The sequence below is a fragment of the Thalassolituus oleivorans MIL-1 genome, from assembly GCF_000355675.1.
GTDB lineage: Bacteria > Pseudomonadota > Gammaproteobacteria > Pseudomonadales > Oceanobacteraceae > Thalassolituus > Thalassolituus oleivorans.
In genome coordinates this window covers 1,925,687-1,949,215 of sequence record NC_020888.1, presented here as the reverse complement: position 1 = coordinate 1,949,215, position 23,529 = coordinate 1,925,687, and the positions used below count along the sequence as shown (strand labels likewise).

29 protein-coding genes are annotated in these 23,529 nt (G+C 47.8%); 15 read left to right on the top strand and 14 right to left on the bottom strand.

Annotated elements, in window-relative coordinates; genetic code table 11:
• The first annotated feature begins 158 nt into the window (after positions 1 to 158).
• The 8 genes from TOL_RS08810 to TOL_RS08775 all read left to right on the top strand — a co-directional run bounded on the left by TOL_RS08810 (position 159) and on the right by TOL_RS08775 (position 6,156).
• Positions 159 to 1,331, top strand: a complete 1,173-nt coding sequence (locus tag TOL_RS08810) for a SpoIIE family protein phosphatase (protein ID WP_015486973.1) — start codon at positions 159 to 161, stop codon at positions 1,329 to 1,331.
• Entirely contained in the window at positions 1,328 to 1,822 is a 495-nt protein-coding gene (locus TOL_RS08805; protein WP_015486972.1) for an STAS domain-containing protein, read from the top strand. Before TOL_RS08810 ends, TOL_RS08805 begins: the two co-directional genes overlap by 4 nt.
• A 62-nt stretch (positions 1,823 to 1,884) precedes the next feature.
• Positions 1,885 to 2,910: an NAD(P)H-dependent glycerol-3-phosphate dehydrogenase gene (locus tag TOL_RS08800; RefSeq protein WP_015486971.1), complete on the top strand. Its 1,026-nt coding sequence runs from the start codon at positions 1,885 to 1,887 to the stop codon at positions 2,908 to 2,910.
• A gap of 12 nt (positions 2,911 to 2,922) precedes the next feature.
• Positions 2,923 to 3,198 (top strand): DUF4389 domain-containing protein, encoded by a 276-nt coding sequence (locus TOL_RS08795; RefSeq protein WP_015486970.1) that lies wholly within the window; start codon positions 2,923 to 2,925, stop codon positions 3,196 to 3,198.
• A 3-nt stretch (positions 3,199 to 3,201) separates the two neighbouring features.
• Positions 3,202 to 3,666 carry a phosphohistidine phosphatase SixA gene (sixA, locus tag TOL_RS08790; protein ID WP_015486969.1) on the top strand — a complete coding sequence of 155 codons (465 nt, stop codon included), beginning with the start codon at positions 3,202 to 3,204 and terminating at the stop codon, positions 3,664 to 3,666.
• Positions 3,667 to 3,800: 134 nt separating this feature from the next.
• A complete protein-coding gene (locus TOL_RS08785) occupies positions 3,801 to 4,586 on the top strand; it encodes an alpha/beta fold hydrolase (protein ID WP_015486968.1) in 786 nt (261 codons plus the stop codon).
• A complete protein-coding gene (locus tag TOL_RS08780; RefSeq protein ID WP_015486967.1) occupies positions 4,583 to 5,452 on the top strand; it encodes an alpha/beta fold hydrolase in 870 nt (289 codons plus the stop codon). Before TOL_RS08785 ends, TOL_RS08780 begins: the two co-directional genes overlap by 4 nt.
• On the top strand, positions 5,449 to 6,156 hold the full coding sequence (locus TOL_RS08775; RefSeq protein WP_041588458.1) for a lipoprotein intramolecular transacylase Lit: 708 nt from the start codon (positions 5,449 to 5,451) through the stop codon (positions 6,154 to 6,156). Before TOL_RS08780 ends, TOL_RS08775 begins: the two co-directional genes overlap by 4 nt.
• A 17-nt stretch (positions 6,157 to 6,173) precedes the next feature.
• Here TOL_RS08775 and TOL_RS08770 read toward each other — a convergent pair whose 3' ends face one another.
• The 3 genes from TOL_RS08770 to TOL_RS08760 form a co-directional block, all read right to left on the bottom strand.
• Complete coding sequence (locus TOL_RS08770) at positions 6,174 to 6,791, bottom strand: RluA family pseudouridine synthase (RefSeq protein ID WP_015486965.1); 618 nt, start codon at positions 6,789 to 6,791, stop codon at positions 6,174 to 6,176.
• A gap of 159 nt (positions 6,792 to 6,950) precedes the next feature.
• Positions 6,951 to 8,288 carry a prephenate-dependent tRNA uridine(34) hydroxylase TrhP gene (trhP, locus tag TOL_RS08765; RefSeq protein ID WP_015486964.1) on the bottom strand — a complete coding sequence of 446 codons (1,338 nt, stop codon included), beginning with the start codon at positions 8,286 to 8,288 and terminating at the stop codon, positions 6,951 to 6,953.
• 85 nt (positions 8,289 to 8,373) lie between these two features.
• On the bottom strand, positions 8,374 to 8,898 hold the full coding sequence (locus TOL_RS08760; protein WP_015486963.1) for a hypothetical protein: 525 nt from the start codon (positions 8,896 to 8,898) through the stop codon (positions 8,374 to 8,376).
• 280 nt (positions 8,899 to 9,178) lie between these two features.
• On the opposite strand from TOL_RS08760, the gene TOL_RS18955 reads away from it, so the two are divergent.
• Positions 9,179 to 9,538: a hypothetical protein gene (locus TOL_RS18955; RefSeq protein WP_015486962.1), complete on the top strand. Its 360-nt coding sequence runs from the start codon at positions 9,179 to 9,181 to the stop codon at positions 9,536 to 9,538.
• A gap of 33 nt (positions 9,539 to 9,571) precedes the next feature.
• On the opposite strand, the gene TOL_RS08755 is transcribed toward TOL_RS18955, so the two are convergent.
• Complete coding sequence (locus TOL_RS08755) at positions 9,572 to 10,642, bottom strand: class I SAM-dependent methyltransferase (protein WP_015486961.1); 1,071 nt, start codon at positions 10,640 to 10,642, stop codon at positions 9,572 to 9,574.
• Positions 10,642 to 11,016, bottom strand: a complete 375-nt coding sequence (locus TOL_RS08750) for a hypothetical protein (protein ID WP_015486960.1) — start codon at positions 11,014 to 11,016, stop codon at positions 10,642 to 10,644. Before TOL_RS08750 ends, TOL_RS08755 begins: the two co-directional genes overlap by 1 nt.
• 126 nt (positions 11,017 to 11,142) lie before the next feature.
• On the opposite strand from TOL_RS08750, the gene TOL_RS08745 reads away from it, so the two are divergent.
• Together TOL_RS08745 and TOL_RS08740 are read left to right on the top strand one after the other, a co-directional pair.
• The gene (locus tag TOL_RS08745) at positions 11,143 to 12,084 is read left to right on the top strand and encodes an AEC family transporter (protein WP_015486959.1); all 942 of its coding nucleotides are present in this window, start codon (positions 11,143 to 11,145) and stop codon (positions 12,082 to 12,084) included.
• Positions 12,085 to 12,134: 50 nt separating this feature from the next.
• Positions 12,135 to 13,058, top strand: a complete 924-nt coding sequence (locus tag TOL_RS08740; RefSeq protein ID WP_015486958.1) for a DUF4062 domain-containing protein — start codon at positions 12,135 to 12,137, stop codon at positions 13,056 to 13,058.
• Positions 13,059 to 13,093: 35 nt separating this feature from the next.
• Here TOL_RS08740 and TOL_RS08735 read toward each other — a convergent pair whose 3' ends face one another.
• Positions 13,094 to 13,426, bottom strand: coding sequence for an ArsR/SmtB family transcription factor (locus TOL_RS08735; protein ID WP_015486957.1), 333 nt, complete (start codon positions 13,424 to 13,426; stop codon positions 13,094 to 13,096).
• 217 nt (positions 13,427 to 13,643) lie between these two features.
• Here TOL_RS08735 and TOL_RS08730 point away from each other — a divergent pair, with 217 nt between their 5' ends.
• The 3 genes from TOL_RS08730 to sthA all read left to right on the top strand — a co-directional run bounded on the left by TOL_RS08730 (position 13,644) and on the right by sthA (position 16,430).
• Positions 13,644 to 14,720: an FAD:protein FMN transferase gene (locus tag TOL_RS08730; protein WP_015486956.1), complete on the top strand. Its 1,077-nt coding sequence runs from the start codon at positions 13,644 to 13,646 to the stop codon at positions 14,718 to 14,720.
• A 12-nt stretch (positions 14,721 to 14,732) separates the two neighbouring features.
• Positions 14,733 to 14,966 carry a (Na+)-NQR maturation NqrM gene (gene nqrM / locus TOL_RS08725; protein ID WP_015486955.1) on the top strand — a complete coding sequence of 78 codons (234 nt, stop codon included), beginning with the start codon at positions 14,733 to 14,735 and terminating at the stop codon, positions 14,964 to 14,966.
• A gap of 72 nt (positions 14,967 to 15,038) precedes the next feature.
• The gene (gene sthA / locus TOL_RS08720; protein ID WP_015486954.1) at positions 15,039 to 16,430 is read left to right on the top strand and encodes a Si-specific NAD(P)(+) transhydrogenase; all 1,392 of its coding nucleotides are present in this window, start codon (positions 15,039 to 15,041) and stop codon (positions 16,428 to 16,430) included.
• A gap of 70 nt (positions 16,431 to 16,500) precedes the next feature.
• Here the strand turns inward: sthA and TOL_RS08715 are convergent, their stop codons facing one another.
• From TOL_RS08715 to tal, 3 genes are read right to left on the bottom strand one after another with little or no spacing between them, the layout of a single operon-like run.
• Positions 16,501 to 17,355: a hypothetical protein gene (locus tag TOL_RS08715; RefSeq protein ID WP_015486953.1), complete on the bottom strand. Its 855-nt coding sequence runs from the start codon at positions 17,353 to 17,355 to the stop codon at positions 16,501 to 16,503.
• A 10-nt stretch (positions 17,356 to 17,365) separates the two neighbouring features.
• Entirely contained in the window at positions 17,366 to 17,803 is a 438-nt protein-coding gene (locus TOL_RS08710; RefSeq protein ID WP_015486952.1) for a tellurite resistance TerB family protein, read from the bottom strand.
• Positions 17,800 to 18,750: a transaldolase gene (gene tal, locus TOL_RS08705; protein WP_015486951.1), complete on the bottom strand. Its 951-nt coding sequence runs from the start codon at positions 18,748 to 18,750 to the stop codon at positions 17,800 to 17,802. Before tal ends, TOL_RS08710 begins: the two co-directional genes overlap by 4 nt.
• A gap of 121 nt (positions 18,751 to 18,871) precedes the next feature.
• Here tal and TOL_RS19035 point away from each other — a divergent pair, with 121 nt between their 5' ends.
• A complete protein-coding gene (locus TOL_RS19035; RefSeq protein WP_041588861.1) occupies positions 18,872 to 19,195 on the top strand; it encodes a rhodanese-like domain-containing protein in 324 nt (107 codons plus the stop codon).
• A 51-nt stretch (positions 19,196 to 19,246) separates the two neighbouring features.
• Here TOL_RS19035 and dusA read toward each other — a convergent pair whose 3' ends face one another.
• The 5 genes from dusA to TOL_RS08675 all read right to left on the bottom strand — a co-directional run bounded on the left by dusA (position 19,247) and on the right by TOL_RS08675 (position 23,413).
• Positions 19,247 to 20,290 (bottom strand): tRNA dihydrouridine(20/20a) synthase DusA, encoded by a 1,044-nt coding sequence (dusA, locus tag TOL_RS08695; RefSeq protein WP_015486949.1) that lies wholly within the window; start codon positions 20,288 to 20,290, stop codon positions 19,247 to 19,249.
• 192 nt (positions 20,291 to 20,482) lie between these two features.
• Positions 20,483 to 21,118 carry a high frequency lysogenization protein HflD gene (gene hflD / locus TOL_RS08690; RefSeq protein ID WP_015486948.1) on the bottom strand — a complete coding sequence of 212 codons (636 nt, stop codon included), beginning with the start codon at positions 21,116 to 21,118 and terminating at the stop codon, positions 20,483 to 20,485.
• Positions 21,111 to 22,214 (bottom strand): tRNA 2-thiouridine(34) synthase MnmA, encoded by a 1,104-nt coding sequence (gene mnmA / locus TOL_RS08685; RefSeq protein WP_015486947.1) that lies wholly within the window; start codon positions 22,212 to 22,214, stop codon positions 21,111 to 21,113. The genes hflD and mnmA overlap by 8 nt, the downstream gene beginning before the upstream one ends.
• Before the next feature lie 2 nt (positions 22,215 to 22,216).
• On the bottom strand, positions 22,217 to 22,666 hold the full coding sequence (locus tag TOL_RS08680; RefSeq protein WP_015486946.1) for an NUDIX hydrolase: 450 nt from the start codon (positions 22,664 to 22,666) through the stop codon (positions 22,217 to 22,219).
• A 57-nt stretch (positions 22,667 to 22,723) separates the two neighbouring features.
• Complete coding sequence (locus TOL_RS08675) at positions 22,724 to 23,413, bottom strand: pseudouridine synthase (RefSeq protein ID WP_015486945.1); 690 nt, start codon at positions 23,411 to 23,413, stop codon at positions 22,724 to 22,726.
• Positions 23,414 to 23,529: the final 116 nt, after the last annotated feature.

Here is a 23,529-nt window from a genome sequence, read left to right as displayed (position 1 = left end):
TCGAAAAACCGACGTAAAATCATACTTCTGAAATTGCAGCATCCTTCGTGCCAAAAATACAGTCATTTGCAGCAGTTACGACAAAGGTTGCTAAAGCATTGCAAGGCCGAGCAGATGGCGTTAGTGTTCGCCCATTGTGTAGGTGTTGGGAGACACGAATGGCCGCAAAAGTGCTGGTCATTGACGATGATTCAACGGTTCGCGATAGTATTTTTGCGTACTTAGATGATTGCGACTACGACATGCTGAGTGCGGCCAGTGCCGCTGATGCATGGGAACTGTTGAGCCATCAAACCGTCGATGCGGTAATCTGTGATCTTAAAATGCCGGGAATGAACGGCATTGAGTTGTTAGAGCGAATAAAGTCCAAACAACCTGATTTACCAGTGATTGTCGTCTCTGGTGCAGGGGTTATGGATGACGTCGTCCGTGCCTTGCGTTTAGGCGCGGAGGACTACCTCGTTAAGCCCATCATGGATCTGGAAGTGTTGCAGCATTCAGTGCGTAAAGCATTAGAACGCAGTCAGCTAGAGGCTGAAAACAGTGCTTACCGCGATCATCTTGAAAAAAACAATCGTGAGCTGCGCCTTGGCTTAGAAGAGCTCAGAGCCGACCAGCTTGCGGGTCGACAAGCGCAATTGCGTATGTTGCCAGACCCTCTCGATTTTGATGGCTTGCATTGCGAACATCGCATTATACCGTCGCTGTTGTTAAGCGGGGATTTTCTCGATTACTTTGAGCTTGATGAAAATCGCATCGTATTTTACATTGCGGATGTATCCGGGCATGGCGCCTCATCGGCTTTCGTGACGGTTTTGCTCAAAAATCTCACCTATCGCTTACGCCGGAACTTTCACCGTGGTTCCAGCAGCGATTTGTTGTATCCCTCACAGGTGCTTGATCGCATCAATGGCGAGCTATTAGCGTCTGAGCTAGAAAAGCACTTAACCATGTTTTATGGCGTGTTCTGCACCCGAACTAACTCGTTGCGTTACAGTGTTGGCGGGCATTTCCCGATGCCGGTTCTCGTGACGGATGAAGGTAGTCGGTATTTGGAAGGGCGTGGTATGCCAGTGGGGCTTTTCCCTGAGGCCGAATATCTAGATTATGAGATGACGTTGCCAGAAAACTTCAATCTTTTGCTCTTTTCTGACGGAATACTGGAAATCATGAAAGAATCGTCCTTGAATGATAAGGAGGCTTCTTTGTTGCGACTCACGTCGGCAAGCAAAGGTGGTCTTGAGCAGCTGGGCAACATGCTCGGTCTCAACGAGGATCTTGAGGTCCCCGATGATATTGCGATGGCGAGTATAAGCCGAGGCAAGTTATGACATCAGGTAGGGTACAAGTCGCTTTTCACCAGCGCATGCACATTATCCGCTTATTGGGAGATGTGCGTCTGAATCTATGTTCCACACTAGAGCGCTATCTGGACGACATTTTAGCGCGTCCTGATTTCGATAACGTTATCGTTGATTTGTCGGCTGCGGATGGCGTCGACAGTACGACCTTGGGACAAATCGCTAAAATTTCTATTTTGTGCCGTGACCGTTTCGGAATTGTTCCGACTATTTCGAGCCCGAATCCTGGTATCACTCGAATATTGCTCAGCATGGGTTTTGATCAGGTTTTTCATATTGTTGATGAGCCTTTTAAAGACGAAGCAAGCTTTCAGGAGTGGGTGGCAGATTCATTGTGTGAGGATGAGGCGCGCGAGCAAGTTATCGCCGCTCATCGAGTGCTGATGAGTTTGAACGAGAAAAACAAAAACACATTCAAAGAACTCGTCGATTCGCTAGAATCGGATCGCAGTCATAGCTAATACCAACGTAGGTTGAAGTTCTTTTATCGTCGATAGGCTCGGCGTTTTTCATAGGGGGTTATGTGGATATCCAGCGCGCAGCGGTGATTGGCGGCGGTAGCTTTGGCACGGTTGTGGCCAATATCTTGGCAGACAATCAAATTCAAACAGTGCAGTGGATGCGCAACGAAGTTGTTGCAAGCGCCATCAATACAAGTCACACCAATCCGGATTATCTTCCTGGGGTAGCACTTAATCCCGAACTGAAAGCGACTACCGATTTACTTGCAGCAGTAAAAGACGCCGATGTTATTTTTGTGTCGGTACCTAGTCATTCGGTGCGCCAAGTCGTTACATCGTTTGCGGCAGAACTAAAACCAGAACAAGCACTAATCAGTACAACGAAAGGTATTGAGCATGATGGCTTTTTGTTGATGAGTCAGGTGTTGGCGGAAATTTGCCCAAACAACCCAGTTGGTGTGTTAAGTGGGCCTAACCTCGCCAAGGAGATTGGTAAAAGGGAATTGGCGGCAACTGTAATTGCTAGTGAAAACAGTGAGTTGCGACGCAATGTTCAAGATGCTCTTAGCTGTAGCTACTTCCGAGTTTATGCTTCGAACGACCTTTATGGTGTGGAGCTAGGTGGCGCTTTGAAGAACATTTATGCCATCGTGTCTGGTTTCGTTGCGGCGCTTGGGATGGGTGAAAATACTAAGAGTATGATTATTACTCGCTCGCTGGCTGAGATGAGTCGCTTTGCGGTCGCACTTGGTGCTAACCCATTAACTTTCTTAGGTCTGGCTGGTGTTGGCGATCTTGTAGTGACCTGTATGTCGCCCCTCAGTCGTAATTACCGCGTTGGTTATGCCATAGGTCAAGGCAAGACCCTCGAGGATGCGATAAAAGAACTGGGTGAGGTTGCAGAGGGGGTGAATACTCTGAAGTATGTGCGAGCGCGAGCAATTGAGCTTGATATTTATATGCCGCTGGTTATGGGCGCTTATGAAATATTGTTTAACGGAGCGCAACCTAAGGATGTCGCCCAAGGCTTGATGACGGGTGATTATGCATCTGACGTTGAGTTTGCATTGCCTAAACATGAAATTTAAAACGAGTAGAACATGAGCGAATTGAAAAAAAGTGTGGCGTCTGATGCCTTTTGGTTAAAGACGTTGTATCTGGTTGGTTTTTTTGTGGTGTATCGAGTGCTGGATTTAGTGCTGTTGTTGCTAACGATTGCACAATGGGGGTTTCAGCTCGTTAGTGGTGAGCCGAATCATGCGCTAAGAGATTTTGGTAGCTCCTTAGGAAAGTACTTGGCACAGGTGGTTCACTACCTGTCGGGTGCTAGCGAGGATAAGCCTTATCCTTTCCAAGATTGGCCTGACGCGGATTAAGCTATGCGTTTAGTTATTGTAAGGCACGGCGCGGCGGTTCCTGGAGGCGACTTGGATGCTGAGCGCGTTCTTCAGCCGCAGGGGCATGATCAGGCAGTCGCTGCTGGGAAATGGCTTCGCTCTCGTGACTTTACCGCTGCGCAAGTTTTGTCGAGCCCGTATATTCGGGCGCGACAAACGGCTGAACATATCTGTGATGAAGTCGGTTTGCCAGAACCCGCATTGCAAGAAGTACTGACTCCTGATACATCGGCGCAGTTAGCTGTTGAGCTATTAACTCAACTCACTAGCGATGTGATTATTGTTTCTCATCTGCCGCTGGTCGGAAGGGTGGCCTCTTTGCTGGTTGAGGGGCAGGTGCTTGATCAGCCTTGGTCGACAGGAGAGTGCTGGGTACTTGAGGGGGATGTCTACGCTGCTGGCTGTATGCAAGTGAGCGCAGTTTGGTATCCAGGGTGCGTCGAGTAAGTACTGTAATTCCTGTGTTGCTTTACCATATGGCTTTAACTAACTGATTCTAGCCGTAAATTCACCTTGTCGATATTGGGTACAGGCGCTAGGTTAACAGCTTTGTAGCTTTGCAGTAGTCACTCGAACGTATTATGAAAGACATTCTTCACCTATCTCACGCCAATGGCTTTCCCGGCGGCAGCTACGACACGATTGCTAGCTTTTTGGCGCCGCATTACGATGTCCGACACACTGATAGATTTGGTCACAACCCTTTGTTTCCTGTGACGGATAACTGGCCTCATCTTGAACGCGAACTTATCCATTATTTTGAGACGCAGTATCAGCAGCCCGTGATTGCCGTAGGACACTCATTGGGTGGCGTCCTAAGCATGATGGTGGCATTCAAACGCCCTGATCTTGTTAAAGCCTTCGTCATGTTGGATTCACCATTGCTAACCACAGTTCAAGCTAGAGGATTGCAGTTCGCTAAGCGATTTGGATTGATTGAACGCTTTATGCCGATTCGCCGAACTGAGGAACGCCGCACTGAATGGGCCAGCTTCGATGAAGCGATGGATTATTTCCGCGGCAAGACGCTAATGAAACGTTTTGATGAACGCTGCCTTATGGACTACGTTAAAGCTGGTACGGAACCATTTGAAGGCGGTCTCAGGTTGCGTTTTAACCCAGAGATTGAGGCTAGTATCTGGCGATCTATTCCACACACGCTTCGCCCCATACATAATCTAATGGTTCCTGGTGCTGTTATTGGGGGACGAGACAGTGATATCTTTCGACGCGTGAATGGCGCCCATATGCAAAGTCGACTCAATATGAAGGTACGCTGGTTGCCAGGAGGTCATATGTTTCCATTTGAACATCCCGAAGATACTGCTGAGCAGATTCATCAACTACTGCGTGAAATGCTCGGATGAGTCAGTTGTTTTCCGATCAGATGTCGGGGTTGCACGGCTTAGATTGGCATTCGCAACATGCAGGGGTTCCTGTCGTTGCACTGCATGGCTGGCTGGATAATGCCGCCAGTTTTTCAGCTCTAGCCCCTTTGCTTTCAAATCACCGAATCATTGCACTAGATCTTCCTGGGCATGGTAAATCACCATGGAAGGGTGCTGATGCTGACTATTCTATCTGGGGTTATACCGATGTTCTGTGGCAGGTATGCCAGCAATTCGGCCAGCCAATTCACTTGTTAAGCCATTCAATGGGCAGTGCTACCGCCATGTTTCTTAGTGCGGCTTTTCCGGAGTTAGTGAAGTCTGTCGTTATGCTAGATGCAGCGGGGCCACTAACAACCCCCGAGGATCGGCTGGCAAATCAATTACGCGAGGGTGTGCTGGCACAGCAACAGTTAGTGCGTCCATCCCGAAAATTTGCGGATTTTGATCAAGCTCTGAGTGCTCGTTTACGCGGCTCTAGCGTGTTGACTGGCGAATGTATTGGTCCTGTGGTTGAGCGCAATTTACAGCCAGCAGTTGGTGGTGAGCCGGGTGAGTTGGAGTGGTCTACCGACCCACGTTTACGCCTTGCTTCTCGTCTGCGCTTAACCGAGTCGCAAGTGAGAGCAACTTTGGCTGCGATTAAAGCACCGGTTATGGCTATTCGTGCCGCGGACGGTTTAATACCGGAAGCTATGTTTAAAGATCGCTTGGGTGTCATTGATGATTGCCGGTTTGTTGAATGCTCTGGGCATCATCACTTTCATCTCGACGCAAGTACTGCTCCGGCGATTGCTGAGTGTATATCTGCATTCTGGCTTGAAGTTGAAGGTGCTTCAGCGTGAGCTGGCGACAGCCTCTTTGGTTTGTGGTGCTCCTGAGTCTATTACTTGTTAGTTTGATGGCCAGTTGGCATGTCCATGAGCGTCTGCATTACAGCTATGACATATGGTATGACGTATACGATATCGGCGAGCACATAGATCATTATGGACCTCGAAATAAGTATATTCACGGGCTAAACGACCTGAGCAAAGCAGACCATGTGTATTTGTTTAATCAAATTTCAGATGCGGTGCATGCTGGCGGTAAAGGGCTGGCAGACATTCAGTTCACGGATAAATTTGGTAAAACCAAGGCCTTATTGCACGACAGCGAAATCGTACATTTGCAAGATGTTGCTAATCTCATTGATAAGCTTGATCTCGCTGGAGCGATAGCACTGCTTATATTATTGGCTGGCTTAATTATCCTGCGCATCCATAAAGTGCGTCCGCGCTGGAAGGTGCAGCTTGGTATCTTTGTTGGGTTGTTGATTTTTGTTGGCGTGGTCGTTTTGATTGCCGGGCCAACCGCTGTGTTTTATCAGCTGCATGTGTGGATCTTTCCGGACAATCATCAGTGGTTTTTCTATTATCAAGAATCGTTGATGAGCACCATGATGAAGGCCCCCATATTGTTTGGTGGCATGGCCGCAACCTTAGTAGGGTTGGGGTTATTGATGTTCGTGATGGTGTTGCTGTTGCTGATACGTCGTTTTAAATTCTAACGATGCAAGGTGCCTGTTTAGAAGTCAGGCTGGCAAACAATTTCAAATAACTCGCCACTTACTGGGTGGCGAAAATCCAGTTCACGGGCGTGTAATTTCAATCTGGGCTCCAACTCGGCTCCTGCACCGGCATACAGCGTATCGCCGACGATTGGGTGACCTATTTGCTGCATATGTAAGCGTAGTTGATGAGATCGCCCTGTTTTTGGGTGCAACTCAATACGTGTATTGCCATCTTCTTCAGCCATCTTATTCCAGCGTGTGAGCGCATAGCGACCATCGGTATGACTGATCATCTGTAATGGACGGTTCGGCCAGTCGACTATGATTGGCATATTGATACAGCCCATATTGCCTTTAACGCGACCGAGCACGACAGCTTCATAGACTTTGCGGGTTGTTTGTTTTTCGAACTGCTGCTGAACACCTGTAAGTGCAGCTTTGTTTCGAGCAAAGACAAGAATGCCTGATGTGTCTTGATCGAGGCGGTGAATTACTAAGATATCGCCATAACGCTCAGCTAAGCGTGATACCGCAGAATCTTTAATGTATCGACCAGGAACACTCAATAAACCAGATTGTTTGTTGATGATGATGATGTCGTCGTCAATGTGCAGCAAGTTCATCTGTGTCATGAGGGGAGCGATGCTTATCCAATAAAGTGGTGTAGCGACCGTCAGCACATATGCGTGCTAAGCGTCATCGTTATCTTGAGCGCGGGGATACTAACACGCAGGCTGTGGCTCTCCAAAGGGTTAGGTGTAATGTGAGCCCCGCGAAGGGGCTGCGACGAATTAGCCTGCGTGCTGTGGCAGGTTACGAATGAGCAAGGCGCGCTGAATTGGAAATACGTTGGCGTTAAACGAGGGTTTTGGAATGCGAACAGTAAAGCCAGACCCCGGGGCATCTGTTCTTAACTGCCCATTCATTGATGAAATCGCTGTTAAGGTAAAGCAAATGTTTCCAACGGTGGTCATTAACTCCATGCTGTCGCCAACTTCGAAGCGGTTTTTTACTTCTACGATTAGTTCGTCAGCAGAAGCATCTATGACTTCGCCGACAAATTGTTGTCCTGTCGACATGGATGATCCGCGCTCATAGTTTTGATGTTCGTCGTGAACGTGACGACGAAAGAAGCCCTCGGTATAACCACGATTGGACATATTCTCGAGGGTATCCATTAAGTTGTTGTCAAAGCCACGTCCGGCTACCGCATCATCAATTGCTTGGCGATAAGCTTGGGCTGTTCGTGCAACGTAGTAGTGTGACTTAGTGCGGCCTTCGATTTTTAATGAATGTACGCCGAGTTCAACCAGTTTTTGAATGTGCTGAATCGCGCGTAAGTCTTTCGAATTCATAATGTAGGTGCCGTGCTCGTCTTCGAATGCCGGCATATAGTCGTTTGGACGATTTGGTTCTTGCAATAACACAATGCGATCCGTCGGCTTGCCAATACCTAGCGTTGGATCAAACTCGCTCACACCGGTAGGTATAATGTTGCCAGTATCGGTTTCTTGCGCGTCATGGGCTTGGTACTGCCAGCGGCAAGCATTGGTGCATGTGCCTTGGTTTGGATCGCGGTGATTCATATAGCCAGATAGCAGGCAGCGACCAGAATAAGCAATGCAAAGTGCACCGTGAACAAAGACCTCTAATTCCATTTCAGGGCTATGTTCACGAATGTCCGCGATCTCATCCAGTGATAACTCGCGCGATAAAATTATGCGGCTGATGCCCTGACGCCGCCAAAATTCAACCGTTGCGTAATTGACGACGTTGGCTTGGACCGATAGGTGAATCTCAGTATCTGGCCATTTATCTTTCACCATCATAATCAAACCCGGATCAGACATAATGAGCGCATCTGGCTTCATTTCGATCACAGGTTGAATGTCGCGCATGTAAGTTGCGACTTTGCTGTTATGCGGCGCGATGTTGCTGGCAACGTACAGTTTTTTACCGCGAGCGTGAGCGTAGTCGATACCTGTCGCGAGATTATCTAGCGTAAAGTCGTTATTGCGCACGCGCAGACTGTAGCGTGGTTGCCCAGCGTAGATGGCATCTGCGCCGTAGGCGAGTGCGTATTTGAGATTGTTAAGCGTACCGGCTGGCGATAGGAGTTCGGGAGTCATAATGATCACATGAAGCAAAAAGCCGCCAATTTTAGGCGGCTTTATACTTGGCTCATTGATCTGGGTCAGCTTGTTGAGTGTGAGATTAGCGTTCTAATCCAAATAGGCTGGCATCGCTTTCGTTTAGAGTGCGGAAAAACAACTGTGGCAACGGACGTTGTGTTTTGCCGTTGAGTTGTTCTTGCCATTCGTCTTTAAGTGCAGACCAGTATTCTTTTAATGGCTCGCTATCGGCACCTAATTCATCCATTTCTTCGTATAAGCCGAATAGGGTGTTTTCGATAAGGGAAAGATCATCGCATTCCGGATCAAATAAGCAGTCGACAGCACTGCTCAGGCTAGCAAAACATAACTCAGTTATTCGCCAAGCAAGACTGTCATCTTCTTCTAATGTTTCGCGCCAATCTTGAAACTCGACATAAAACCGCTGCAAGTTGGATTCGGATTTTAACTCACCGGATAAAAAGCTTAGAGTCTTACGTACTAGTTTTTGAAAAGGGGTGATATCGATATTGTTATGCTCGCCCCAAAAAATAACATGTACTTCATTGATGCTTGCGATGGCTGTGCATATCGCAGAACGCGCCACGGCGCTTGAAGAGCTGAACATAAAAGGGCACCAAAAGGAGAGTCAAAAGTGCCGCTATGGTAGTCATTTCATATAGTGATGTATATCAAATCAATATAGGGGGAAGGTATTTATGGTTCTGGCTAAGGTGGTCGTCCATATCTTTTTTGTGGTCGCTGATATAGAGGTCATAAAATGCAAAATAGGTCACATATGGAAAAATATTGCTGATATATGCTTGTAAATCGCCGTTGACTTTGCATTTTTAATAAGCTTCGCTATTGTTTAATAACTGTACAACTATTGGTGTGTAATAAATGCGATGAATACGAACATTAAGTTTATTGATATCCAGACGCCGGAAAGTGCTTTTAAGGTCGATGTTGATGAGTTAACGCCATTGGGATTTGAATGTGTGTTAGATCCTCAAACAACACAAGGCCTTAGGGATGAGTGTGGGCGATTTAAGGTATTTTCAATTGAGTTAAGTTTGCTAACCCCGCAAGGGCGGCAAGTCGTAACTGGCGAATGCCAAATTCATTCTATACGCCGAGTATCGGCAACGCAGGCCGCTGTATGTGCACGGTTTACTCATATTGGTACGAATGGATATCGCTGGATATCAGCTCATATGGCGATGGTTTCGTTGCCAGAACAGGGGTTTCGCCGGCATGGCACCTAAGGGGCAGCTCGATTTAAAGCGCAGTAGAGTTTATTAGCTGCGCTTGCGACACTCATATACGACAAAGCGTTTATCAGACGATAAGGAATCAACACTCGCAAATAAACTTTTAAGCTTGGCCAAATAGGGTAGGTGCCTATTAGCTATCACTAGTAATGTGCCGCCGGGGTTTAATTGTTGCTGGCTCTGCAAAAACATAGCTTCAGCTATGTTGGTCAACTGTTTGTGTCCGTCATGAAACGGCGGGTTACAGACCACCCAATCTAAAGATTCTTCAACGGCTTGAAGTATATTGCCGTGTCTCACGTCGATACTTAAGTCATTAACCTCCGCGTTTCTGCGGGCTGATTCAACTGCCAGTAGTGAGTCATCGGTCGCGATGACGCGAGTTTCTGGGTGTTTTTGTTTGATACTCAAGGCTAATAAACCATTGCCGCAGCCAAGATCACAAACAGTGCCGGTCATAACGTTAGGGAGATGTTCAAGCATTACGCGGGTACCAATATCCATTTGTTGGCGGGCAAATACGCCGGGCAGTGCACTTAGGTTTAGACCTGATTCGGTTTTATAACCTTTAAAACGGTCATTGCTGTTTAGCATTGACTCACTAGGAGTTAGCTCGATAAGTCGTGCTTTACGGACGATTTTGTACTGCACATAGCGGCTGGCGTTCTGTTCTAGCCATTGCAACCAAGATACTGGGATATGTTTAGCCATACCTGCAAGATACACAGTCGCTGTTGGTGCTACTGCTGTTATCAATGCCAGTTGGTCGAGGAGCTGCTCCCAGTTTTTTGGAATCTTAATCAGCACCTGTTGAGCGATTACTGGGCTATCTACGAAGTCGGCTTGGGCTAAATGGTTGAGCGCTCGATTGCGCTGAGTGGCAATTCTGCCACTGGCGCTATCGTTGTAGCTTGCTGCATGAGGTAGGGCGCAGGATAAGGCGCCATGACGGTCGTTGAGCAGAAGTGTGCTTATCGATGCCGAGTGATTGCAGTGCTCAAGCAGATACTCATCCGCTGCATCCCAAGGCAAGCTGACGTGCGCGGGTACTTTGGGGTAGCAATCGAGCGTGAGCCCAGTGTGTTGCCACACTGGCATCAGTAGAAGTCACCTAGATCTTTTTTCTCTAGCAAATCGAGTAGATCGGTTGGTTCATCTTTTTCTGCTGCTGCGCGTGCAGCCTGACGTGCTTCTTGCTTTTCACGTACAGCACGAATTTTTGCATTAAGTTCGCTCGCCGCTTTATTTTTAGCGTCGGAGCTGGCTTTGGCCTTGATCGCTTGTTCGCGAATAAGCTCTTTCTTAGCTTCTGGATTTTCATCCAAAAACTTATCGAAAACAGATTTAACTTTGTTTTTTACCCGCTTACCGGTTTGGCGATCGGTGCCTTCTGCGCGTTGGAGCTTAGAAATGCTGCCGGTTTTGATGCCATGAACGCGGCTGAGTGAGCGGGTTTTCTTCTTGCGGGACATAATAAGGCTACTTCTATCAATTTGAGGCCCATTCTACCGCAGGCGCGCTCGGGTTGGTATCCGGTGACATACAAGTCGTATAATCCAGCGGCTTTGAAATTCGGCCTTTAATGGATGTAATAACTGATGTATTGGCAAACACTGCTTTTCACCCTCGAAACCACGATGCCTGTCATTCTGTTGGTGGTGCTCGGAATTTGGCTAAAGTACCGAGGAATTGTCGATAGCGCTTTTGTCGAAGCTTCGTCCAAGTTGGTATTTAGGGTCTCTTTGCCGGTATTGATGTTTATGGCGATCGCAACGGCGGATATTCAGCTTGAGCTGCACTTAGAGTTAACAGTATTTGTCGCCTTGGCAGCTGTAATTGCTTATTTTGCTGCGGTCGGGTGGGCGACATTGGTTGGTGTGAACGTGGTGCAATATGGCGCTTTTGTCCAAGCCTCGTTTCGTAGCAACTTGGGAATTGTTGGTTTAGCGCTTTGCATCAATGCCTATGGCGATGCCGGAGCGGTTCTTGGTGCTCTCGTCCTTGCGGTGGTAACGCCCATTTATAATTTATTATCAGTATGGGTGCTAGCGCAGCAAGGGCAGGCGGTTAATTGGCGACAGCAGTGGGTTGCCATGGCTCAAAATCCGCTCATTATAGCCATTGTGTTGGCAGTACCTTTTAGTGTTAGCGGGTTAGAGATTCCAACGATGGTTGCTCGAGCTGGTAATGCACTCGCTTCCATGACTCTGCCATTGGCGTTGATTGGCATTGGCGCTTCATTGAGCGCCAGTGCTCTTAAACAGGCTAATCGATTAACTTGGCATATAGTTGGGCTTAAACTCCTGATATTGCCTTCGCTTGTTGGGGGCGCTGCGTGGTGTATAGGGTTTCGCCACGAAGAGTTAGCCGTCATTGTGCTTATGTTCGCCAGCCCTACAGCTGCGGCGGCTTTCGTTATGGCGGGGGCCATGAAGGCTGATGTAAAACTGACCGCAAACGCTATTGCGTTAACGACATTAGGCGCAGGGATTACTGTAAGCGGCTTCGTCTATGTTATCGGGCTATTACCACTGGTATAGTGAACACAAAATAAGAATGAACAACCAATACGGAGTTAGCGCGGACGTCTATGAAAAAGAAGGACTCCCATTTTCTAGTTTACATTGCCAGCTCAGCATCCCTCGCACCTGAGCGGTTTGAATGTGAGCGTCTTTGCGCTGCGGCTGGGATGCTTACGAATGGCATGGTTTGGCAGCACGATATTGTCGAATACGATTGGGCTCTGGTGCGTCGGCAAATTGAAATGGCAGATGCTTTTCTGTTTGTTCTTGGTAGTGAGTACGGTCAGATATCTCAAACGGGGATTAGTTATCAGCATCGAGAATTGGTTCATGCGCGCTCATTGCAAAAGCCGGTCGTTGCGCTAATTAAGAATACCCACGATGGCTCACGACAATCAGAAGATGCTCGTCGACTGGCAGATTTTCACGCTATCCTCATGAAAGAAGTACCGTTCCGTGTTTGGCATTTACGCGATGAATTGTCAGTTCATGTTAATTCGACACTACAAGGCTGGCAGCGCACTAACGCTGGAACGTGGGTGCGAGAAGATAAAGCCCCAGAAATATCGATACCTGTTGCGTTCAAAGCAGCGCCAAAGATAACCGTATCGACACCTAGAAAAAGTTTTCAATCACCAGGCAAAGAAACAATTAACTTGCTATTGCAGGCAAATGTTTACCGCAATGGCAATTTATCATTGCAGCGGCAAACACTAGAGGTGCGAGAAGACCAACTGTGGCAGGGGATTTTACCTTTACTACGTCTTGGCATCAGTGAGGAGCGTCTGCGAGCGCAGGTTGAGAATTCGTTAACACCCAAAATGAGCGTTTTGCTTCTAGGGCAGCACGAAGGCGCTCATGCGGTGGATGATGTGCGCGTGGAACGTGCTCAGTTTAATGGGATTTTAACGACGTGGCGCGAGCGTGGCTTGGTTGAATGTTCAGCTGACAATGGCCGAACTCTTTGGACGTTGCCGCCGAGTTCCGACTAATTCAATGCCTGCCTCGACGTCTGCAGGCGCGTCGTTTAGCTATTATCGGCTAGCAGAGCGTTTTTTTGTTCCAATTCAGTCTTCATACTGTCGCACACTGTGTTGCATAGCTCGAAGATGAATGGAGCGCCGATGGAAAAAAACGCCATATTCCCTTCTTGACGACGACGCACTAAGCCATGAGTTCGCAATGTTGATAAATGCTTTGATACGTTGGGTTGAGATGCGCCGGTAACGGTGACCAGCTCTGTAACTGACTTTTCCCCAGACTGTAGATGATGCAGTATCTTCAGACGCATTGGGTCTGCCAGCAAGCGAAAGCGCTGAGAAATAAGCTCTAACATTTCATCGGATAACATTTGTTGCATGTATATTCTCCACTAAGCCGTCCATTTTATGGTAAATAAGGCTTTTGGAATATAACTGAGTAGGTATTTCGTTGGGATTTTCTCGATATTTTCAATATGACGACTGCTGGATTGTGAAAAATACTGTTTCTGTTGATTTTACGTGGTTGAGTGCCTGACTTTCATGCAAGGCAGGTCAACACTCGGTATACTGCAGGCCATCTGATTAGAGGTGATTATGCGCATATTTTTTGGCTCAAAAGCGATTGGTCGCTTGAGTTTTTGTTTGGCTATCAGTTCCGTTCTTCTGTTGGCGTCATGTTCGCGCCTATTTAGCCCAGATATATTACATATCAGTGGTCCTACGATGGGCACTCAATATCACATTAGCTGGGTTGATACTGGGGACGTTTCGGAAGAGGCTTTGCAAGCTTTGGTTGATTCGCGCCTGCGTGAGATAAACCATTCGATGTCCACTTACGATAAATCATCTGAGCTATCGTTATTAAATCAAAGAAAGGATGTTGACCCAGAAGCTTGGATCGATGTTTCCGCCGATCTTATGGCGGTGCTGCGCGATGCTGACGAGGTAAGCCGGTACAGTGTTGGGCGTTTGGATGTCACTGTTGGTCCGCTTGTAAATCGCTGGGGTTTTGGCCCTGACGATGAGCGTGGAGTTCCTTCTACTGAAGAAATTGCGAAACTACTGGAACAAGTCGGTATGAAGTCACTCATACTGAGTAGAGATAAAAATCAAATTCGCATGTTGCGGCCTTTGTATATTGATCTCTCAGCCGTCGCTAAAGGTTGGGGAGTTGATGAAATCGGACGTTTGCTGGCATCGCATGGTGTTAACAATTATTTAGTCGAAATCGGTGGCGAGTTGCGAACTCGTGGTAGCAAGCCTGAAGGCGCTTGGTCGATTGCGGTTGAACGCCCTGTATCGACTGTAGCTGATCGTCAGGCCGAACTAATACTTAGCCTCGGTGACAATGCCGTGGCCACCTCTGGCGATTATCGCAACTATTATGAAGAAGGCGGCGTGCGCTATTCTCATACGATTGACCCATTGACGGGTTATCCGATTCGTCATGCGTTAGCTTCTGTAACTGTTGTTCATGACTCATGCTCCTTGGCTGATGCGTGGGCTACTGCGTTAAATGTAGCTGGGCCTGAAGCAGCGATTGCGCTTGCAGAAGCTAATGATCTTGCTGTGTTTATGATTATTCGAGAGGGGGACGGATTTACCGAAATGGCATCCTCTCGCTTTCAACAGAAATTTCAATCTACTCCAATCAATGGTGCAAACCATTAAGGAAATCTGATTATGTCGACAATCATCATCGCCTTTGGCGTTATGCTATTCATCGTTGCTGCTATGGCAATTGGTGTGATTATGGGACGCAAGCCAATTGCTGGCTCTTGTGGCGGTATGAGCGCCATCGGTATGGACACCGCGTGTGATGTCTGTGGCGGTGATAAAAATCGTTGCGAGAAAGAAAGTAAAGAAGCTGGAAAGGCGTCGGACAACGCCGATTTTTACGATGCGACTAAGCGCTAATCCTGCGTTATTGTAAAAATAATCTAGAATTACAGAATCTTAATTACCAGAAGCTATAACGGAGTATTACGCATGGCGGATTATCACTACGACGTCGTTATCATCGGCGCGGGCCCTGCGGGTGAGGGCGCGGCGATGAACGCTGCCAAGAAAGGCAAGAAAGTAGCGGTCGTTGAAGATAAAAGCATGCTGGGTGGTAACTGTACGCATTGGGGTACGATTCCATCTAAAGCCTTGCGTCACGCGGTAAAACAGATCATTCAGTTCAACACCAATCCAATGTTTCGCGAAATTGGTGAGCCGCGTTGGTTTTCATTTCAAGGTGTGTTGAAAAACGCTGAACGCGTTATCGCCAAGCAGGTTAAGTTGCGCACAGAGTTTTATGGTCGCAACCGCATCAGCGTCTACACCGGCATGGCGAAGTTTGCCGATGATCACACTATTGATGTTTATCATGGCAGTCAGAGCAATACGCGCCTACATGCTAAAGAAATTGTGATTGCGACGGGTTCTAGTCCTTGGCGTCCGAAAAATATCGATTTTAATCATCCGCGCATCTACGATTCGGATACGGTACTTGAGCTAGACCACACGCCACGCACCATCATTATTTATGGTGCTGGTGTTATTGGCTGTGAGTACGCCTCTATATTTTCTGGCTTGGGCGTGAAGGTCGATTTGATTCACCCCGGCGATCGTTTATTGAATTTTTTGGATGATGAAATTTCAGACGCCTTGAGTTATCACCTGCGTGATAAAGGCGCATTGATTCGTCATACCGAGCAATTTGAATCGGTTGAGGCCAATGATCGTTATGTCACCATGACCATGACTTCAGGTAAAAAGGTAAAAGCAGACGCTTTCCTTTGGGCTGCGGGTCGTACCGGTAATACCGAGCACTTAGGCCTAGAAGCAATTGGCTTAAAGCCTAATAGTCGTGGTCAGCTCGATGTGGACGGAGAGTACCGTACGGCACTTAGCCATATTTATGCGGTTGGCGATGTTATCGGTTGGCCATCATTGGCATCAGCGGCTTATGATCAAGGTCGTGCCGCTGCCGCGATTATTGCGTCGCCAGAGGATTTCCGTTATGTCGATTCCGTACCAACCGGTATTTATACCATTCCGGAAATTAGCTCGATTGGTAAAACTGAGCGCCAATTAACAGAAGAAAAAGTGCCTTACGAAGTAGGTCAGGCTTTCTTCAAAAATATCGCTCGTGCGCAGATTACCGGTGAAGGGGTAGGTATGTTAAAAATCCTATTTCATCGTCAAACTCTCGAGCTATTGGGAATTCATTGCTTTGGTGACCAAGCCGCTGAGATTGTGCACATTGGTCAGGCTATCATGCAGCAAAAAGGCGAAGGTAATACCTTGCGCTATTTTGTAAATACCACATTTAACTATCCAACAATGGCAGAAGCGTATCGTGTTGCAGCGCTGAACGGCTTGAATCGTTTGTAGGTTTAATGGGTTTAAATGAAAACGGCGCTCTTTATGAGCGCCGTTTCTGTTTCTGGCCTTTAAAGCCACGTTAATCGCGGTAAGTATAAATTCGCAGGCTTGGCAGTAGTGGTACGTCCGATAGCTGAAAATCGTCGCGACTTTGTCTAGTGCGCCCAACGGGCGGCTCAAGAGGAATGTCTTTGTAAGACGGCAAGTCCGCATGAGGATTATCTGTGGGCAGAAATAACGGCAGCGGTACATTCATCGCTTTGCGATGAGTTTCGAACACTAAATTAGCACGCACTACTGGCGCGAGGGTTTGCATCTGCGCTAGCTTGGCGTTACTTCTTAATTGGCCTAGACGCTCCAGCTGAATCTGAATATGTGGCTTGTCTGCACCAAGGTTTAGCAGTTTATCTTCAGCTTCTTTGATGCTGATGCGTTTAATACTGCGACCATTGTTGTACCAGCTAAAACCAACGCGCTTGGGCATTTCGTTCAATAACGGAATATGCCGCACGCATTGCTTTAAATGGATGCGCGCCAAACCGGCATTGGTGAGATTCTGGCGAAAGCCAATGAGGTTTTCGCTGAGTCGCTCACTTAGCAATTGCCACTCTTTATTACCTAAGGTCTCTTTCATATCTCGAATGGCGACACGAAGTTGATCTTTGTTGGTATTGATTTCAGTAATAAGTGCTTGGGTTTGTGGGTCAGCTAGGATCAAGCCGTGACGACTGCGCGTTTCGCGGCCGTCCTGATTATCCTGATACCAAAAGTCACTTATCAAATTACACAGTGAATTTAGCGGTTTTAACCCTGCGGCTTGCTCTGCATGGCTAAGCGGAAACCAATGGTTTGGGTTCTGCTGTTCAATATGCTGGCGAAGCTTTGCCATCTGAGTAACAAGATCGGCAAATTGCGTTTTGATATCAAAGATCATATCGGCAAGATTAAGCCTGTTCGCGGGCTATTAGTTTGGCTCTAATAAACTCGCCATGGGGAATATATAGCAAATCAGAGATACGACGAATCATATGTTCTTCGTACTTATCTAAGCCGTTGCTGGCGTACGCGACAGCCCATAACCCAACGATCAACTGAAATTTTTGCGCTTCGCTGAAGCGCTTGTGAACGGCCTCGGTAAAGCGAAATAGATCGACAGAATCTTTGGCTTTTGCACTGGCTTCTGCCATCAAAGTTTCGGCATCACTTTTGGATATGGCGAACAATTTGCTCAGCACCATAATCAAAGCCGTTTGTTCTGCAGCGTCAATTGAGTGGTCGGCGCTCATGATCTCGACCAGTAATACAGCGGACGCCAATTGGACGTCCACCTCTTGTACCGGCTCAGTCGGTGCTAACAACTTGGAGAAAAGCGCTTTGATCATGCTAGCTCGCTGAGTTGTTGCTCAAGCAACACTTGATCCGCTGCAAAACGGCGAATGCCATCGGCTAGTTTGTCGTTAGCCATAGTGTCTTCGTTCATCGCCCAACGGAATTGAGCTTCTGAGGCACTGTGACGCTCAATATCGGTGGACGCTTTTGCGGGTTCCAAGCGACGCTCTAGTGATGTGTTGTCAGCGGTTAATGCTGCCAATAGGTCAGGGCTAATAGTTAGCTTGTCGCACCCCGCTAGCGCCTCGACTTCGCCTGTGTTGCGAAAACTTGCGCCCATTACAACGGTTTTATAGCCATGTTGTTTGTAGTAGTTGTAGATCTGTGTCACCGACACAACCCCAGGATCGTTCTCGCCGCTATAGTCGGCGCTCGGGTCCTGAGCTTTGTACCAATCCAGGATGCGGCCTACAAACGGAGAAATTAGAGTTGCACCCGCTTCGGCACAGGCGACGGCCTGAGTGAAGTTGAAGAGTAGGGTTAGGTTGCAATGAATACCTTCCGCTTCTAATTGTTTAGCGGCTTGAATACCTTCCCAAGTGGAAGCAATTTTAATCAATATGCGCTCGCTGCTGACGCCGGCATTGGCATACATAGCGATCAGCTTGCGTGCTTTTTTAATCATAGCTTCAGTATCGAACGATAAGCGCGCATCGACTTCAGTTGAAACCAAACCAGGAATGATGTCGAGAATTTCACAGCCAATGGCCACAGCAAGGTGGTCGCAGGCGTTGATGATAAAATCTTCACCGTTGTTGGCGGTTTTAGCCCATGCTAGCGCAGCTTTAATGTGAGCTTGATAGGCTGGCAGCGTCGCCGCTTTTAAAATCAATGATGGGTTAGTCGTTGCGTCTTGCGGTTTATGTGTGCGGATGGCATCAATATCACCTGTGTCCGCTACCACCACCGTCATTTCACGCAGGGCGTCCAGTTTGCTCATGGTCGATCCTGTTGCTTATATAGATAGTGAGTTAGAGTGTCTTAAGGCAGGCGTGACGTCAACGGAAGGGCGCAAGTCTTTATTAAAAAAGGCCATTCATTACAAATACTTGGAGAAGTTTATGAAAGTTTTTGCTGTTATCGCTTTAATGCTAACCAGTCTGCTGGCTATCGCCGAAGAATCGGTGTGGTTAGATGTTCGATCTGCGCAAGAATTTGGCGGTGGCCATGTGCCTGTTGCGCTGAATATTCCACATACTGACGTGGCAGAAAAAGCGCCAGCACTTATCCCGAATAAAGACACAAAAGTGTACGTTTATTGTCGTTCGGGTCGTCGTGCGGATGTCGCGCTAAAAGCGCTGCAAGCGCAAGGGTATACCAATGTTCATAATGTTGGCGGCCTAGAAGAAGCCGAAGAGCTATACGATACTCAGCGTCCGCGCTGATAATGTTGAGGTGAGGGCTGTAACGCTAGAAGCTCTCACCTAAGCATTTGTTCAGTTATATCCCATCAAGGCTAAGGCCTGCTCCATAACCTCGATGCCAGCATCTTTGCGATGTGCATTCTCGCTAAGATGGCGACGATACATACGTGCCCCAGGTTGGCCATTAAATAAGCCTAATGTATGGCGAGAAATGTGGTGCAGAGTCGCCCCTTTGCTCAGTTGTGCTTCTATGTACGGGTATAAGCTTCGGATTAGTGCTGCTTTATCCGCATCTTCTTCACTGATGGATCCTTCGTTGTAATAACGCGCATCCACATCAAGTAGAACCGCAGGGTTGTGGTATGCCTCGCGACCGAGCATGACGCCATCAACGTGAGTCAGCATTTCTGTGATTTGATCGTGATTGGTAATGCCGCCATTAATGATGATTTCGAGATCAGGGAATTCCTGCTTTAAGCGATAAACGAAATCGTATTTCAACGGCGGAACTTCGCGGTTTTCCTTTGGTGACAAGCCCTGAAGGATCGCTTTGCGCGCATGAACGATAAAGGTTTTACAGCCAGTGGTAGCGATTTTGCCAACGAAATCGCGCATATGCTCGTAGGTATCGAGGTCATCAATACCGATGCGATGCTTGATGGTGACATCGATATCCGTCGCATCCTGCATCGACTTAATACAATCTGCGACCAGATCTCCATGACCCATCAAGCAGGCACCGATCATATTGTTTTGCACTCGGTCACTGGGGCAACCCACGTTTAAGTTAACCTCATCGTAACCCCAATCTTGAGCAAAGCGCGCGCACTGAGCTAGATCGGCTGGATTACTACCGCCGAGCTGCAATGCCAACGGATGTTCCACGTCATCGTAAGCAAGAAAGCGTTCGCGATTACCATGAATCAGCGCACCAGTGGTCACCATCTCAGAATACAGCACCGCATGCTTAGTTAATTGCCGCCAAAAATAGCGGCAATTGGAATCGCTCCAGTCCATCATCGGCGCTGTGCTAAAACGACGGTTCACCGGTTTGCTGTCGTTAGCAGTACTGGTGAGGATGTGTTCGGGCTGGGCAGGTGCGTATTCTTGCGTCATGGTTGAGGTAAGCTGGCTTAAAAATTAAGGCCGTATTATCGCATATAGGGCCCAAGGACGCACCCAAAGCGGGTTTTGAAACGGCTGCTGTTTATTGGTAACAGACTAAAACAGCAGTGCAAATAGCCTTTTATTTCTTAATTTTTTGTAAAAAACCGATCAATGTTCATCACTTTAAATCTAACGGTTTAATTAATGCCGAGACGGTTGATTGAGCAACTCTTCGCAGGCCTTTAGATAGCGTTTGCGATTGGTTAACAAATGCCAGCGCTTGCCACCTACCTGACGCCATAAAATGGCACCGCGAATACCGGCGAGCAGCAACGCGCGCACGCGATTGGCGGTGTAGTTGGTTTGTAGGTAGGTTGGGTTGCCGGTAACTCGAATACGAAAACTAAGGTTGCTTAGCGTTTGTTTGTATAGTCCCGCTAGTGCGGCAACGGTGTTTTCGTGTGTTGGGGAAAAGTGTTGAGCTTGGCGCGAGGCGGCATCAATGCCTTGACCAAGTTGCGAGATCATTGCTGGCGATTTAAATAATTTTCGTTCCAAATGCAGCAGGCTGAGTGCGTAGCGGGTAACGTCGGGATTTAATCCGCGCGGGTCGCGTTTGCATACGACTTGTAGCTGGCGCAAACCTATTCCTAAGTTAAGCTTGGGATCGCCATAAACGTCATTAAAATGCGCTGGCGATTGTTCGAATAGGCTTTTTATAAGTGGATCGCTGGCATCACCTGCGATGTCACCAGTCCGCGCGAGCTGTTCTACCAAGGTTGCTGCTTGAAATACCGCGGCGAGAGCAATGGCTTGTTCATGGCTACGATTATTCATTTAAATTTCCTGTCTGTTCGATAACACCGCCGCCAAGACAGTTGTCATCAAGGTAAAACACCACAGATTGTCCCGGTGTGATAGCTCGTTGTGGCTTGCTGAATTCAACCCGATAACCCGTTGCGGTTGAGTAAATCGTGCAGTCTTGATCATCCTGACGATAACGTACTTTCGCTTTGCATTGTAGCGGTAGTGGGGAGGGTTCTTCGTTTACCCAGAATACTTGATCTGTGGTCAGCCATTCTTTAAATAGCAATGGGTGCTCTATGCCTTGAACAGCTATCAGTACATTGCGCTCTAGGTCTTTGCCTGCGACGAACCAAGGTGCATCGGGGTGATTCTTCAGCCCACCGATGCCAAGCCCTTGGCGTTGACCCAGCGTGTGATACATCAAGCCTTGGTGCTCGCCGATGTCTTCGCCTTCTGGGGTTTCAATTCGGCCCGGCTGCGCGGGAAGATATTGCTGTAAAAAGTCTTTGAAACGTCGCTCACCGATAAAACAGATGCCAGTCGAATCCTTTTTATTGTGCGTAATGAGGTTGTTTGCTTCAGCAATACGTCGAACTTCTGGCTTTTCAAGCTCACCCACGGGAAATAAGGTTTGTTCTATCTCGGTCGCGGCGACAGCATGTAAAAAATAGCTTTGGTCTTTATTGGCATCAAGACCTTTAAGTAAGCATGTTTTGCCATCCCGCTCCCCGCGACGCACGTAGTGGCCGGTTGCGATCAGATCTGCGCCTAGATGTTTGGCGTATTCTAAAAATGCTTTGAATTTTATTTCGCGATTACAAAGAATGTCTGGGTTTGGCGTGCGGCCAGCTTTGTATTCGTTGAGAAAGTATTCGAACACATTGTCCCAGTATTCAGCGGCGAAGTTAGCCTGATGCAGTTTAATGCCCAAGGTGTCGCATACTTGTTGCGCGTCGGCTAAGTCATCCTTTGCTGTGCAGTATTCTGTGCCGTCATCTTCATCCCAGTTCTTCATGAACAAGCCTTCGACCTGATAGCCTTGTTGCATGAGAAGATAAGCTGATACCGATGAATCAACGCCGCCGGACATGCCGACAATGACTTTTAATGCTGCAGTCTCAGTCATGTTTATGGATGCTCAGTAATGATGTCTAGAGGGTAGTGTCGCCCAGAAATATAATCTTCCGCGCAGGTTAAAACCATAGGGCTACGCAGGCGCTTGCTGGCACGAAGTTCTTCAATGGTAAGCCACTGAGGGCCAATAATGCCTTCATCAAGTTCTGCATTCGGGTCGTGGTTTGTGGCCTCGCCAATGAGGCAGTAGCGATGATAAGTAATACCATTGGCGGGTGCTGTATAGGTGTAAAGCCCAAGCAATCCGGTAATGGCGACATGCCAGCCGGTTTCTTCTAGGGTCTCGCGAATTGCCGCGGCTTCGACGGTTTCGCCAGCTTCGATATGCCCCGCCGGTTGGTTGAATACCGCTTCGCCGCCACTTAATTCTTCAACCATTAGAAAACGGTCATCGCGCACCACTATCGTGGCTACGGTCGCGTGGGGTGTCCAGCGCTTATTCATGATGAGTCCCGTGTGGAAATCGCGGCAGTTTACCTGAAGTATGGGGTGGCACTCAAATCAGCGGTTTTTTTTATTAGCTTTGTTTGGGCGGTTTATTTGCTGCCCTGAGCGAATATTTTTTCGGTTGCCAGTCGGCTTTTGGCTGTTGCGCGGATTTTGTTCCTTGCTGCTTGGGGTAGGCATATGAATTTCGAGGGTGCATGAGCTGCCGGGTTGGATAAGTGAATTGCTAGAATTGGTCTTATCGAATAACGACCAGCTCCCAATCGCAACTCTGACTAAACGCAACGTAGGGTGGCCGATGTGAGCAGTCATTCTCCGCACTTGGCGATTTCGTCCCTCACTAATTTGAATTTCTAACCAACTGGTGATGTCATTTGCTCGCTGACGGATGGGCGGGTTACGCTCCCACAAAGTTGGCTCGGGAATAATGTTCACTTTGGCAGGGCGGGTAGGCCCGTCTTTCAATACAATCCCGTGACGCAGAGCCTCTAATGAGGTCTCATCAGGTATACCTTCCACTTGCACCCAGTAGGTCTTAGTCATTTTGTGACGTGGATCGGCAATTCTGGCTTGCAGGGTGCCACTGTCAGTCAGGAGTAGTAGGCCTTCCGAGTCATAATCCAAACGACCTGCCGGATAATGATTTGGTGTACTAATATAACTGCTAAGCGTTGCACGACCTTCTTTGTCGGTGAACTGACAAAGGACGTTAAAGGGCTTATTGAGTAGGATGAGAGATGCCATAATTCTGTAAGAAAACTACTTATTCTTTTGTCTAGCTTGCATTTTTTGTAGAAAAACTACAAATTAGCGCACCTGAACACAGAGCTCAGAGCAGTCAAATTGTAGCCGGTTGCATA

Bases quoted from the DNA above. Each gene is read 5' to 3' on its own strand.
- TOL_RS08810 (WP_015486973.1), top strand. From the start codon at position 159: ATGGCCGCAAAAGTGCTGGTCATTGACGATGATTCAACGGTTCGCGAT.
- TOL_RS08805 (WP_015486972.1), top strand. From the start codon at position 1,328: ATGACATCAGGTAGGGTACAAGTCGCTTTTCACCAGCGCATGCACATT.
- TOL_RS08795 (WP_015486970.1), top strand. From the start codon at position 2,923: ATGAGCGAATTGAAAAAAAGTGTGGCGTCTGATGCCTTTTGGTTAAAG.
- sixA (WP_015486969.1), top strand. From the start codon at position 3,202: ATGCGTTTAGTTATTGTAAGGCACGGCGCGGCGGTTCCTGGAGGCGAC.
- TOL_RS08785 (WP_015486968.1), top strand. From the start codon at position 3,801: ATGAAAGACATTCTTCACCTATCTCACGCCAATGGCTTTCCCGGCGGC.
- TOL_RS08780 (WP_015486967.1), top strand. From the start codon at position 4,583: ATGAGTCAGTTGTTTTCCGATCAGATGTCGGGGTTGCACGGCTTAGAT.
- TOL_RS08770 (WP_015486965.1), bottom strand. From the start codon at position 6,791: ATGACACAGATGAACTTGCTGCACATTGACGACGACATCATCATCATC.
- trhP (WP_015486964.1), bottom strand. From the start codon at position 8,288: ATGACTCCCGAACTCCTATCGCCAGCCGGTACGCTTAACAATCTCAAA.
- TOL_RS08760 (WP_015486963.1), bottom strand. From the start codon at position 8,898: ATGTTCAGCTCTTCAAGCGCCGTGGCGCGTTCTGCGATATGCACAGCC.
- TOL_RS18955 (WP_015486962.1), top strand. From the start codon at position 9,179: ATGAATACGAACATTAAGTTTATTGATATCCAGACGCCGGAAAGTGCT.
- TOL_RS08755 (WP_015486961.1), bottom strand. From the start codon at position 10,642: ATGCCAGTGTGGCAACACACTGGGCTCACGCTCGATTGCTACCCCAAA.
- TOL_RS08750 (WP_015486960.1), bottom strand. From the start codon at position 11,016: ATGTCCCGCAAGAAGAAAACCCGCTCACTCAGCCGCGTTCATGGCATC.
- TOL_RS08745 (WP_015486959.1), top strand. From the start codon at position 11,143: ATGTATTGGCAAACACTGCTTTTCACCCTCGAAACCACGATGCCTGTC.
- TOL_RS08740 (WP_015486958.1), top strand. From the start codon at position 12,135: ATGAAAAAGAAGGACTCCCATTTTCTAGTTTACATTGCCAGCTCAGCA.
- TOL_RS08735 (WP_015486957.1), bottom strand. From the start codon at position 13,426: ATGCAACAAATGTTATCCGATGAAATGTTAGAGCTTATTTCTCAGCGC.
- TOL_RS08730 (WP_015486956.1), top strand. From the start codon at position 13,644: ATGCGCATATTTTTTGGCTCAAAAGCGATTGGTCGCTTGAGTTTTTGT.
- nqrM (WP_015486955.1), top strand. From the start codon at position 14,733: ATGTCGACAATCATCATCGCCTTTGGCGTTATGCTATTCATCGTTGCT.
- sthA (WP_015486954.1), top strand. From the start codon at position 15,039: ATGGCGGATTATCACTACGACGTCGTTATCATCGGCGCGGGCCCTGCG.
- TOL_RS08715 (WP_015486953.1), bottom strand. From the start codon at position 17,355: ATGATCTTTGATATCAAAACGCAATTTGCCGATCTTGTTACTCAGATG.
- TOL_RS08710 (WP_015486952.1), bottom strand. From the start codon at position 17,803: ATGATCAAAGCGCTTTTCTCCAAGTTGTTAGCACCGACTGAGCCGGTA.
- tal (WP_015486951.1), bottom strand. From the start codon at position 18,750: ATGAGCAAACTGGACGCCCTGCGTGAAATGACGGTGGTGGTAGCGGAC.
- TOL_RS19035 (WP_041588861.1), top strand. From the start codon at position 18,872: ATGAAAGTTTTTGCTGTTATCGCTTTAATGCTAACCAGTCTGCTGGCT.
- dusA (WP_015486949.1), bottom strand. From the start codon at position 20,290: ATGACGCAAGAATACGCACCTGCCCAGCCCGAACACATCCTCACCAGT.
- hflD (WP_015486948.1), bottom strand. From the start codon at position 21,118: ATGAATAATCGTAGCCATGAACAAGCCATTGCTCTCGCCGCGGTATTT.
- mnmA (WP_015486947.1), bottom strand. From the start codon at position 22,214: ATGACTGAGACTGCAGCATTAAAAGTCATTGTCGGCATGTCCGGCGGC.
- TOL_RS08680 (WP_015486946.1), bottom strand. From the start codon at position 22,666: ATGAATAAGCGCTGGACACCCCACGCGACCGTAGCCACGATAGTGGTG.
- TOL_RS08675 (WP_015486945.1), bottom strand. From the start codon at position 23,413: ATGGCATCTCTCATCCTACTCAATAAGCCCTTTAACGTCCTTTGTCAG.